Below are 12,075 nucleotides of genomic sequence, written 5' to 3' on the forward strand. Positions count from 1 at the left end.
GGTTGATGGTTGATGGTTGAAGGCTGAAGGTTGATGGTTGATGGTTGATGGTTGAAGGCTGGAGGTTGACGGTTCCAGAAGTGAACTACCCATTACCCGAAGGATTAAAGCAGTGTACGAGCCGCAATGGCTCTCAGATAACTTTATAACTTGTTAAGGTGCAAGTTGCTCACTGAATCACCTGCAACTGGCTAAACTTGAATCCTTTAATCTGAACCCTTGTAGCTAGGAAAAAGCCTAGAGCGCCCAGCTTATATAAGTTTTAAGCTGGGCGCTCTAGAAAAAATTTAGGCTTTTAATATGTTTAGGGTCTTTATATTTGCTGACCCCATTTGAACTAATATTAAATATCCCATGATTTGATATGAGGTTTCGCTTTCGTAATGTTTTCTTTATATTTCATATTTTCTTGATTTATCATGTTTGTTTAAGTTTTGTTGCTGAGCTGAGAGTGAAACGCCCAAGGCTTGTGTCAGCCAAACTTCAAAGTCACGCGTTGGGTATGAAGGCGCAATGATGCTGGGGTCTACCATCGGTTCGACGAGAATGGTGAACATGCCCAGACGATTGCCTGCCAGAACGTCGGTGAATAAGCGATCGCCGACCATTGCCACTTCTTCTACCGGGAGATTCATTGCTGCTGCGGCTTTTTTTAGCTTTCGCCGCGAGGGTTTGCTTGCCGCTAAGATGTAAGGCAAATCCAGGGAATTGGCAATACTGCGAATCCGACTTTCGCTGAGATTGTTACTGACCAGCCATAGCGAAACCACCTGTCTGATTTGCTCCACCCACTCTCTGAGTTCCGCAGACGCCTCTTTTGAGCGAAGGGGTACCAAGGTTTCGTCAACATCGAGAACTAAACCTTTAATCTCATAGTTCTGTAAGATTTCTGGGGTGAGACCCAGGATGGGGCCACCGAGAATTAGATTGGGTTGTAAGTGAGATAGCCAAGACATGAGGACTGAGTAAAGTATTACGATTGCAGAAAAATTGGAAAATTTGCACCTTTAACCTTAAAGCATCTTAAGCACTTGCCCGTTATTGAGCAAATTTCGAGGAAGTCTAATTTGTCTTGACTGCCATAGAGGGGGAGAAGAAGGAGTTTGAGGGGATCAGGAATGGGAGGAATGAGTCGTTGAACAGTGACAACTGCTCACTGCTCACTATTCACGGCTCACTGCTCACTGTCAGGAGGCTGGCTTTGGCTGGGAGTTGATTTGTTGGCGAATCGCAGTGGTAGCGGCTTGGTGTTCGGCTAGGGTTTTACTAAAAACGTGAGAGCCATCGTAGCGCGCAACAAAAAAGAGAAAATCAGTTTTTTCAGGATAAAGAGCGGCTTTCAAGCTGGCTACACCCGGACTCGCAATAGGCGTCGGTGGCAGTCCGGGGTTGATATAGGTGTTGTAGGGAGAGGGAGTTTTGACCTGTGCAAAAGTTAGGGGTTGATTAACGGTTTGTCGAATGCCTAGCCCATATTCAACGGTTGGGTCAGTTTCGAGTTTCATTCCCTTTTGTAAACGGGAGGTAAAAACACCGGCAATGCGCGGGCGCTCGGCAGGAAGTACGGCTTCTTTTTCCACTATGCTGCCTAAGGTTACCCACTCCAGAAGGTTGAGCTTGGTTTGGTTTCGTCCTTGTTGATAAATCGGCAGTGCCACCTGCTCAAAGCGGCTGAGCATTTGTTGGATGACTTGTGGGGCGGACATGCGATCGCTCGGCAATTGATAGGTGTCTGGATACAAAAACCCTTCTAGGTGGGGTAAGTTATCGGGTAGCCAGGGGTACTTATCCTTCGGAATTTGGCTGGCGGCATTGAGAAAGTCTTGCGCTTTGAAATACCCTAGGGATTCAAAGTAAGTTGCCATCTGCTGGAGCGACCAGCCTTCGGGAATGGTGAACGAGACTTGCATCACCTCACCCGCCCAAATTTTGTCTGCGATCGCAGTTAGGGGTTGTGTCGGGGACAGTTTGTAAGTTCCCGCCTTAAAGCCACCCTGATTATTCTGAAACCTCAGCCAATACGTCCAAAGTTTCCAAGCTTGGTAAGAACGAATCAAACCGGCAGCCTCCAGATCTTTGCCAATCTTCTGAGCTGCCGTTCCTGGGGGAATCTGAATTTGTACGGCTTTATCTTCCCCGGCGTTTGAGGATGGGCTGATAACGGGTGACTGCGCCCAGCTCCACCACTCCCACCCCTGCCATGCACCAATCAAGAGTACAGCTGGCAGGAGGGCCAGATAAAACAACCATTTGGATATGCGACTGACCGCTTTCATAACCTGGTGCCGTAAATAATTACTTTCCCCTGAAAGGTTTTAGCGTCCTGGGATCAGCTTCGGTCTATTCGAGCTCATCAAAGAGCAATTCTTCTAGCAGGGGCTGCACTTTTTTGAACTCCTCTGGGGAAAGCAATACAGGTTGACCCGTTTTGTCCCGTTGAGCAAAAAATAGCAAGGGATCGAGGGGAGTGTAAATCCCATACTCCTGTTCTTCATGATAGAAGCTTGCCAGAAACTGGAACTGCTCTGGCTCTAATTCCACCTCATCTTCCTCTATCTCTATGGTGAGAATCTCTTCCTCATCCACAGCAGGCAGTTCACCTTCAACCGTGAGTGTATAGGCGGTGCGCTTGAGCGTCAGATTTTGTTCAGCGAGAACGGCTTGGGCATCGGAGAAGATCAGGTCAATCTCAGCGTCGTCTTCAATGAGAGTGGCGTCTGCTTCTTCTTCATCTTCGGTTTCATCCCATGCCACAATCTCTACGGGTGAGTCCACCGGTAGGAGGAGGAGGTATTCATTACCCTCCACTTCAAGGGAATGCTCAATGTAACAATTGAGCGATCGTCCAGCTTCATCCTTTAACGTAACGCTAGGGTTACCGGATGACCCATTCTCTTGGGGAAATTCAGATGAAAACATGGCAGTTAGGCTGCTAGAGAGACTCGAAGGAGATAGGAAAAACGCCAACCTCCGTTGTGACAAGACGCCTGGGCGCAAGTCGCAACCATCAGAATATCATGATGTATGAGTCTGAAGCTGAGAAATGGGTAATGGGTAATAGGTAATGGGTGATAGGTGAGTCAGTAGGCGAAATTCAATGTCAGGTGGGCATGGCCTAGTGAAATCCTGTAGCCCTCTGTCCGAGAGAATCCTAGGCCATGCCCACCCTAGCACACTACGATGCGGGTGAAGCTAAACAAGCTCACTGCCAGACAAGAACCTTTGCTTCGTAGCCTCCTATATCAATCGTGAGACCCTCTTCCTCAGCTTCTATGTCGTAGTTGCCCATCCACTCGTGCCAAATTCCAGCTCCAGGAAAATTGGGAACGTGGTATCCATTCAAGACCTTGTCCGAGAAATTCGCAACGACAACAACACGAGAACCTTGATCATTTCCACGAACGTAGGCTAGTACTTTAGCTTCTGGATTTTCATGAAAAAACTCAATAGTGTTGCTTTGAAGGGCTGAATTTTGTTTACGTAGAGCGATAACTTTTTTGTAGTACTCAAACAAATCCCGATTAAAGTCTCTTTCCAACAAGGGCCAAGCAATTTTCTTGGGCTGAGTCACCTTTTCACTTTTGCGCTTATGCTCACCAAACTCTTCTCCCATCCAGAGCATTGGTATGCCCATTGCTGTCATTAGTACAACAGCGGCTAACTTGGCTCGCCCAAAGGCAGCTTCGTCAAAAATGCCCCGTTCGCCTAATTCCCTGAACAGATGTTCGCGATCGTGAGTCGCCAAATAATTAATTACATTTGTTGTAGACTCATAACCCTGCCGTTTCGGGTCTAAAACTTCCTTAAGCTTCTCTATTTCAAAGCTTTCCCCACAAATATGAGGAACTATAAAGTAGCGAAAACTTTCATGCCAACAGGCATCTAATGGCCCTTCTGGAGTGGTAATCGCACTAGTATCCGGGATGTTTTCCGCAATATTATAAAACGGCTTAGGTGCAGCATTTTTCTTCGCTTGTTTGGCTAGCCAATCCAGAAATTTATCATTTGCTAATTGGCGCACTGCATCAAAGCGAATCCCATCAATGTGATACTCCTGAACCCAGTAGCGCACCACATCCCCAACAAATTTCCAGGCGGGTTTGACATCTAAGAGTTCGTCATAGTTGTCGTAGTTAAACTCTGGCCCCCAGTAATTTGCCTGGTCTTCGGGATAGTGCATGTGTTCGTAGTACCAGTAATTGCGATCAATCAGCATTAATGGGCATTCTTCATCGGTGTGGTTATAAATTCCATCTAAGAAAACCCGAATTCCCCTAGCATGGCACTCATCAATAAACCGCTTCAAATCTTCTGTGGAACCATAGCTGGATTCCGTAGCAAAATAGTGACGCACTTTGTAGCCCCAACTATAATCACCCGGATACTCATTCACTGGCATTAATTCGATCGCATTAATCCCCAGTTCACACAAGTAATCTAACTTGGCGATCGCATCTACATATTTTCCCCGCTTTTCAGAGTCATTCTCACCGCCGGAAAAATCTGCAACGTGCATTTCATAGATGACTATTTCGTGATTATTAGGCAACAGTGTGTCGTCATGTTGCCAAACATAGGTATCAACGACTTGTTTACCCTCTTTTATCCGCAATACACCCGTTTTTTGGGTTTCATCAACGTCTGTTGCGTAGGGATCGATGACTTCCACCCATTGATCAGGTTTAAAATTGGGGCTTTTAGTTTGGATACGAAATTTATATTGATAAACGCCATCCTCCAGCTCAATTTGAGTACGAAAATACCCATCCTCACCTTTCTCCATCGGTATCTCTTTCCAGTTAGAGAAAGAGCCGATTAAAGCCGCTTTTTGGTTACGAGGAGCAAACAGATCGAACTGAATTGAGTTGGGCATTTTGCGTTTTAAAAGTTGATTGATAAAATAGGATATTAAAAAAATACTTATAAAAGTCTTGATTCTACATCAGTCCAGGGAAATAAATCTCAAATCCTCAAAAGTTATTTTAAGGTTTAATTACTTTGTAGTAATTAAAAAAAACAGTTTCCTAGTCAGAGGAGCGGAAATAAATCCAATGACTTCATATCAATTCCATTAAATAGTGCTACAGTTTTATCCCCCTAATACCAATTGGATATAAGAGTGACACATTTCACCCCCCCCAGCCCCCCTTATTAAGGGGGAGCAAAATAGAATATGTGCCAAATTCAAACCCAATTGGTATAACCCTCCTTAGGTTCGGGGGAACAAGAAAACTATTTATAGTAAGCAGCATTTATGAAATTGGTATAAATGAGGCTTTAGAGAGATTTACCTGGAAGTATGGCTAGAGAAAATAAGTGTAGGTTAATCAGTCCAAAGACTGACGAAGGCGTAATAGATAAGAGAATTCTAGCTTTCTTAAAGTTAGTTATCTGATTTATATGCAATTCCTGAGTGAGATTAACGGTAGAAAAGTTGTATTGTTTTTGATAGAGGTGGGGTTTGTCACCTACACTATAGCGTTAGCACCCCTCGATCAACCTGATACCTGGCCTCTAGTAAAAAAGCTATTAACCTTTCAGTTGGGAGAGGTGAGCGCGATCCTCACAGCGATCTTCTGGCTAATGGGTGTCTGGCCCATGATTTACGCTTGCCTGATGTTCGCCGATGGCAGGATGCAAAACTTCCGTGTTTGGCCTTATTTCTTAGGGTCAAACTTCACGGGAGTGATGTGCCTCATACCGTATTTAATCTTGCGTAAATCTAATTCAGAATTCTACGGAAAAAAAGATAAGTGGCTGCGAATTTTAGATCGGCGATCAACAGGCGTTTCTCTCCTAGTGGCTACAATCGCTTTGTTTACTTACGCTATCCTGGCTGGAGATTGGGGAGATTACATGGAGCAATTCCAGACTCGGCAATTTGTTCACCTGATCAGTCTGGATTTTTGTTTAATGTGTCTCATATTTCCCTTAACCTCTTTGTTTGATGATGATATGGCGAGGCGGGGTATAAAGGATTCCCGTATCTTTTGGGCGGTGGCGTTGGTGCCTTTGTTTGGCCCACTGGTCTATCTCTGCCTGCGTCCGTCTTTGCCAGAAACCGACTCAGAGAGAGTTAAGAGGGGAGAGATGGCATCTCTAGTATCAGTGAGCAAACAGTGACCAGTAGGCTAAATAGTCCGTGTTTATGGGCTTAGAGCAAATGGCATTGACTTAAGCGAGCTCCTGCGGAATTTGCCCCCTAAATCCCCCAAGGAGATCCCCCTCCCGTCCCCCTTAAAAAGGGGGAAGCCAGATGTTGCTACGCTTTTAAAAGTCTGGGGGACTTTGAACTCTGGCTCCCCCAGAATTGGGGGTTGGGGGGCGGATCGGCTCGTTATTTCAGTGCCATTGGGCTTAGGGCAGAACTCACCATCATCCTATTGTTGATAAACTATCTGTAATTCGTAAAACTCCGATTTTTGTATTGCTGTTTCCCAAAGCACGATTGATGCTTGGACTGGCAGTGCTGAGCCTAACGGCACTTGTGCTCGATGGCAATGGGCACTCCGGCAAAGCCTCTGGCGCTTTAGCTTCCCAGTCTCCAACGCGGCTGGTTGCACAGAAAGACCAAGCGTCTGAATTAATATGTCCTGCCCAATTGGGAACAGCGATTGAAGCGGTGATTAACCGTCCCCGATTTCGTCGTGCCCGTTGGGGTATCTTGATTGAACCTTTATCACCAAAGATAAGAACTCGCCCTCTTTACAGCCGCGAAGCTGAACGCTACTTTATCCCAGCATCAAATACAAAGTTACTGACAACCGCAGCAGCTTTGCTTGCCCTAGGTTCAGACTATCGGATTCGGACATCTATATATGATGCGGGTGCAGGTGCGTTGCGGGTGGTAGGACGAGGTGACCCCAGTCTGACGGATACTCAACTGAGAGAGTTGGCACAACAACTCAAGCGTCAGGGAGTTCGTGAGGTTAGGGAGCTCATTGTAGAGGATGGTTACTTTCAAGGGGATGTGGTTCATCCAACTTGGGAGTGGGAGGATATCCAGGCAGATTATGGGACATCGGTGAATAGCTTGATTTTGAATCAAAATGCGGTAGAGCTGACGCTATCACCCCAGCAACCCGAGCAACCGTTGGGATTGAGTTGGTCTGATGCGATCGCATCTAGGCAGTGGCGAATTGAAAATGAGTCCGTAACAGCTGAAGCTGGAACACCCAACTCTGTAACTGTTACTGCTGTTTTGGGTCAGCCCATATTGCGAATCAATGGACAACTACCTGTTGACGCTAAACCCGAAAGATTTGGAATGGCAATTCCTAACCCGGCCCAGTATTTCTTGCAACATGTTTGGCATACGCTGGCATTGGAGGGAATTACCGTTAAGCGGGCGTCTGTGGTGTCGAATAGTAGCACGAATCAGCAACGGGAATTAGCAACTGTTGAATCCCCGCCCTTAGCTGCTTTGATATTCGAGACCAATCAGAATAGTAATAATCTTTATGCCGAGGTGCTACTGCGGACACTACAAGTATCGGCGCAGGGATTTCAGAATACTGAAAGCTTGAATGAGGCAGGCAGGATGCCTACCCCACAAGAAAAATTATTGATGGTGGGATGGGCGTCCCGCCCGTCCTCGCTGCAAAAGCTGAGTCTTACCATTCCTCACCGTAACTCGGCTGAGATAGGACTCCAACAGCTGAAAGCCACCTTAACAACTTTGGGGGTTGACCCGGAAAGCTATGTGCTCGTGGATGGTTCGGGACTCTCTCGTCACAACTTAGTCAGTCCAGAAGCGATCGCACAAACCCTACAACTGATGGCACAAACTTCCCAAGCTAGAGTTTACCGTGATTCATTACCGATTGCGGGTGTTAGTGGCTCCCTGAAAAATCGCTTTCGCAATACAGCAGCCCAAGGCAATATCCAAGCCAAAACTGGCGCTATGACTGGTGTCTCCGCCTTATCCGGTTATCTGAATATCCCTGGTGAGCAACCCTTAGTTTTCAGTATCATTGTGAATCAATCTGACCAATCATTTGCCACATTACGCCAAGCGATCGATGAAATTGTTTTGTTGCTAACTCGCTTGCGTGCTTGTTCTTAAGTTTAAAGCTTAACTTGGGAAGTTGAATTGTTCATCTGTCGCTGTGGTGACAGACTAGACTTAAGAAGCTTGGGGAATTCGCATCTATCTTTTAGATATTTTTTTGAAATCTTGAGAAGATAGTTCAGCATGATTTTAGCAGAATTTTTTATCCCCCACGGACATTGCTATCTCTGGAAGCCAGGGTTAGTAGGGCTACACATCGTGGCTGATGCGTTAACTGCACTTGCCTATTACTCAATTCCGGTAACGCTAACTTATTTTGTTGCCAAGAGACGAGATGTACCCTTCAACTGGATTTTCCTGTTGTTTAGTGCCTTCATCATTTCCTGTGGCACAACTCACATCATGGAAATCTGGACGCTTTGGCATCCCAACTATTGGCTATCGGGTTTGATCAAAGCCTGTACCGCCGTTGTCTCTTTATATACGGCATTCGAGCTAGTCTTATTACTTCCCCAGGCACTGGCAATTCCCAGCACTGCACAACTGGAAAAGGAAATTCAAGAGCGCCAACGAATAGAGCAAGAGCTGCGAGTCAGTGAGCAGCGCTATCGTTCCGTCGTGACGGCAATGTCTGAGGGGATTGTACTCCAGAAGGCAGACGGTCGGATTACGGCGTGTAATCTTAGTGCTGAACGTATCCTAGGACTAACCGCCCAACAGATGCAGCTCTTTACCTCGATGGACTTCTCCCGGGAGACGATTCACGAAGATGGTTCGCCTTTTCCTGGAGAACTGCATCCCGCGATGATCGCGTTACGGACGGGCAAACCGCAGCATAACGTAATTATGGGTATCCACAAACTGGATGGGTCGTTTACCTGGATTACCATTAATTCCCAACCCCTGTTTCACATTGGAGAAACCCAACCCTACGCAGTCGTTACCTCATTTTCGGACATCACTAAGCGTAAGATGGCAGAAGAAGCGTTGCGATCGCTCACCCAGCAAGAACACAAGAGAGCGTTGCAACTCGAGCAAACCTTGCAGCAACTCACTCGCACTCAATCCCAGCTCGTGCAAAACGAAAAAATGGCGAGTTTGGGCCAGCTTTTAGCAGGAGTTGCCCACGAAATCAACAACCCCACCAACTTCATCTATGGCAATATCTACGTGGCGAGTGATTATGCCCAAGACTTGCTGCATCTCGTCGAACTGTATCAGAAACACTACCCTCAGCCAGTTGCAGAGATTGCCGAACAGATACAAAAGGTTGACTTAAAGTTCATCACCTCTGATTTCCCGAAACTGCTAGCCTCGATGAAAGAAGGTACCCACCGAATTAGTGAGATTGTGCAGTCTTTACGGATATTCTCCCGCCTTGATGAAATAGAATGCAAGCCGATAGATATTCATGAAGGCATCGATAGCGCCTTGCTCATCCTCAACCACCGACTCACACAAAATCCCGATAGTCCTAAGATTCAGGTAATTAAAGAGTATGGTGAACTTCCTCTAGTTGAGTGTTACCCATGTCAACTCCATCAAGTCTTTATGAATATCCTCAGCAATGCGATTGATGCGTTGGAATATGCTGATAGGTCATGGGTAATGGGTGATGAAGAAGAAAGTTCCAATTACCCATTACCCATTAGCCATTACCAATCACCGACAATTCGCATTCACACTGAGGTAGTTGAAGACAAAAGGGTGGTAATCAGGATTGCTGATAACGGTTCTGGAATAAAGGCAGACATTCAGCTAAGGATATTCGACCCATTTTTTACAACGAAACCAGTGGGTAAAGGGACGGGTTTAGGATTGTCGATTAGCTACCAAATTGTAGTAGAAAAACACGAGGGTCAGCTTAGGTGTCATTCCGTCCCCCATCAGGGGACAGAGTTTGTGATTGAGCTGCCAATTGCTCGACACAGTAGCGGAATCGATCAACGCGCACTAGCAGCCCTGCACTGAGAATGCCTGGACTCCAAAGGCGAAAAGCCAAGAAAATTTTTTCTTTATAATTAAACTATTTTCAGTTTATTGGCCTGCACCTACTTATCAATCATTCTATGGGGTCACAGCGAATTTCAATCATAAAGCCATCCGGGTCATAGAAGTAGATTCCTCGTCCGGTAGGGCGTGTAACTGGGCCGTGATCGATAGGAACTTGATGAGTTTTCAGCACTTCAACCGCTTGTTCAAATAACTCTGGAGCAATATCAAAAGCTAAGTGATTCGCACGGGTAAAAGCACGCTTGGGGTCAGAGTCTGGCGGTGCGAGCTCCGGTTCCCAAAACAAATCGATAACCGTGCCATCCAGAGTGACAAAATTAGCAACTTTTCCAGCAGTGACCAATTCAACGAGAGTTTTTGGAACCTCTTCGCCCTTGAGTTCATGCAAACCGAGAATATTGCCGTAAAAGTGCCGAGAAGCTTCCATATCGCGCACGTTCAAGGCAATGTGATGCACGCGACGCAGATTTCCTGGAACAAGGGCACATTTGAGGGAATCAGGACTAGACAGCATAACTCATACCATTTTGGATTTTGGATTTTGGATTTTGGATTGCACCAGTCTTCTGGAGGCAATGCTTTCAATCTATGATCTGCCGCATCCTCTGTTTAAATTGGTATCAGAATCGGCTGATAGCATGATTAGTCCCAGTCTATCGTTGATGCCGTCGATGCAGCGTATCGGCATTCTCAGATAAAATTGCCCTCGCAACGGACTCCGCTTCCTTCGCTGTAAGGTCACTATCTTTAATCGCTTCATCCAAAACCTGCGCCAGCACCTCGCGTCCCCATTTCGCTCCTAGGTAATATAGTTCTGGAATGTTGTGAGCGTCGGAAGAGTACATCAGCTTACTAGTGGGAGCAAGTTCTAGTAGCTGCTGAACGACTCTGCGCATCCCCGCAACACTTAAAAACGGCACGGCTAAACCAAAATCCAGATAAACCTGGGGATAGACAGATGCCAGATACCCCGCTTCCTGTACATAAGGGTAAGAGGCGTGTAGCAGTACAATGGGTGCGCGGCGAAAGCGTGGGTCTTCAAAGAGCGATCGCATATTTAGCGGATTCACCAACTGCAAGTTAAGGTCAGGGTCACCAAATCCCGTATGGAACTGCACTGGCATCCCATGTTTAGCTGCAATTTCCAACGCCTGCATCACCAAAAAATCAATTAAGGGTTGGTCTGCAAGGCGCACTGGCTGATCTCGAAACTCATGCTTGAGAGCATAGAAGCGATGCTCCGCGAAATCCCTTGGCGTCTTTTGAATATCCAAACCCGTGCGGTAGGCGGCAATGCTTTTTAACGCCACAACCTCAGCGGGTGGAGGGTCAATCTCACTGCGGAAACGTTCCAGGAACCTGCCAAAGTTGCCTTCCTCACGGATGAGATTTTCTGCCAGATATTCCAGCCGCAGGATGCGTTGCACTGGCACAAATTGCTTGTGCCATTCTACCGGGAGAGTCTGATTGACTAAAAAGCCATCATCCAGGAAAACAGCCTTCAGCTGCGATGCCTCAAAACATCGTTGCGTCAGCTTCTCTAACCCCAGTTGCGTGCGATGCTCAACAATCGCCTCTTCCTGTGGCTCACACTCCAAAAGCTGGGCAATATCCCGCAGGCTACGTCGGTAAAATAAGCTGTTCCGGGCGTGATGATTGACAATTTCGTCATCATACCCTTCTGTGAACGCTGCCGCATAGGGATAACAAGCTGCTGCTGAAGGAGTTAGCAGGTTGTGCGCATGTTGATCGATCGCAGCGATATCCCAGAGGTCAATCATAGACAATGGGTCATAGAGAATATCTAATAGGTTACAGGCTAGTAGGTTGAACGTTGCCAGGTTGAAAGTTCGCAAGTTTAAAGCTTACAACGAAGGAAAGCCCATTGAAACCTTCAACCTTCAACATTGAAACCTTCAACCTTCAAAACTATCGTTGCGGCGGGAAGAAAAGAACCGGGTGCCAACTGCGGCGCATCAATTCACCAGCAAAGCTACGCACGGGCCACTCAATCAGCTTACCTAAATTATCAGAGGAAATTGCGATCGCAC

General features: G+C 46.5%; 9 protein-coding genes. 3 read left to right on the forward strand and 6 right to left on the reverse strand.

Going from position 1 to position 12,075, the window contains the following annotated elements; all coding sequences use genetic code 11:
• Positions 1-392 precede the first annotated feature (392 nt).
• The 4 genes from V6C93_RS16430 to V6C93_RS16445 all read right to left on the reverse strand — a co-directional run bounded on the left by V6C93_RS16430 (position 393) and on the right by V6C93_RS16445 (position 4,873).
• Positions 393-956 carry a YqeG family HAD IIIA-type phosphatase gene (locus V6C93_RS16430; RefSeq protein WP_333477747.1) on the reverse strand — a complete coding sequence of 188 codons (564 nt, stop codon included), beginning with the start codon at positions 954-956 and terminating at the stop codon, positions 393-395.
• 231 nt (positions 957-1,187) lie between these two features.
• Positions 1,188-2,276, reverse strand: coding sequence for an endolytic transglycosylase MltG (gene mltG, locus V6C93_RS16435; RefSeq protein ID WP_333477748.1), 1,089 nt, complete (start codon positions 2,274-2,276; stop codon positions 1,188-1,190).
• A gap of 64 nt (positions 2,277-2,340) precedes the next feature.
• The gene (locus V6C93_RS16440) at positions 2,341-2,919 is read right to left on the reverse strand and encodes a DUF3727 domain-containing protein (RefSeq protein WP_333477749.1); all 579 of its coding nucleotides are present in this window, start codon (positions 2,917-2,919) and stop codon (positions 2,341-2,343) included.
• Between the two features lie 283 nt (positions 2,920-3,202).
• A complete protein-coding gene (locus V6C93_RS16445; protein ID WP_333477750.1) occupies positions 3,203-4,873 on the reverse strand; it encodes an alpha-amylase family glycosyl hydrolase in 1,671 nt (556 codons plus the stop codon).
• A gap of 527 nt (positions 4,874-5,400) precedes the next feature.
• Between V6C93_RS16445 and V6C93_RS16450 the strand changes: the two genes are divergently transcribed.
• From V6C93_RS16450 to V6C93_RS16460, 3 genes are all read left to right on the forward strand, one after another.
• Entirely contained in the window at positions 5,401-6,123 is a 723-nt protein-coding gene (locus V6C93_RS16450) for a DUF2834 domain-containing protein (protein WP_333477751.1), read from the forward strand.
• Positions 6,124-6,451: 328 nt separating this feature from the next.
• A complete protein-coding gene (gene dacB, locus V6C93_RS16455; RefSeq protein WP_349262735.1) occupies positions 6,452-8,065 on the forward strand; it encodes a D-alanyl-D-alanine carboxypeptidase/D-alanyl-D-alanine endopeptidase in 1,614 nt (537 codons plus the stop codon).
• A 129-nt stretch (positions 8,066-8,194) separates the two neighbouring features.
• On the forward strand, positions 8,195-9,982 hold the full coding sequence (locus V6C93_RS16460) for a PAS domain-containing sensor histidine kinase (RefSeq protein ID WP_333477753.1): 1,788 nt from the start codon (positions 8,195-8,197) through the stop codon (positions 9,980-9,982).
• Positions 9,983-10,073: 91 nt separating this feature from the next.
• Here the strand turns inward: V6C93_RS16460 and V6C93_RS16465 are convergent, their stop codons facing one another.
• Both V6C93_RS16465 and V6C93_RS16470 read right to left on the reverse strand, forming a co-directional pair.
• Positions 10,074-10,538 (reverse strand): VOC family protein, encoded by a 465-nt coding sequence (locus V6C93_RS16465; protein WP_333477754.1) that lies wholly within the window; start codon positions 10,536-10,538, stop codon positions 10,074-10,076.
• A gap of 139 nt (positions 10,539-10,677) precedes the next feature.
• Positions 10,678-11,805 carry an amidohydrolase family protein gene (locus V6C93_RS16470; protein WP_349262736.1) on the reverse strand — a complete coding sequence of 376 codons (1,128 nt, stop codon included), beginning with the start codon at positions 11,803-11,805 and terminating at the stop codon, positions 10,678-10,680.
• Positions 11,806-12,075 lie beyond the last annotated feature (270 nt).

Origin of the sequence: Allocoleopsis sp. (genome assembly GCF_036703385.1) — a bacterium.
In the GTDB taxonomy this organism is placed as follows: Bacteria; Cyanobacteriota; Cyanobacteriia; order Cyanobacteriales; family Coleofasciculaceae; genus Allocoleopsis.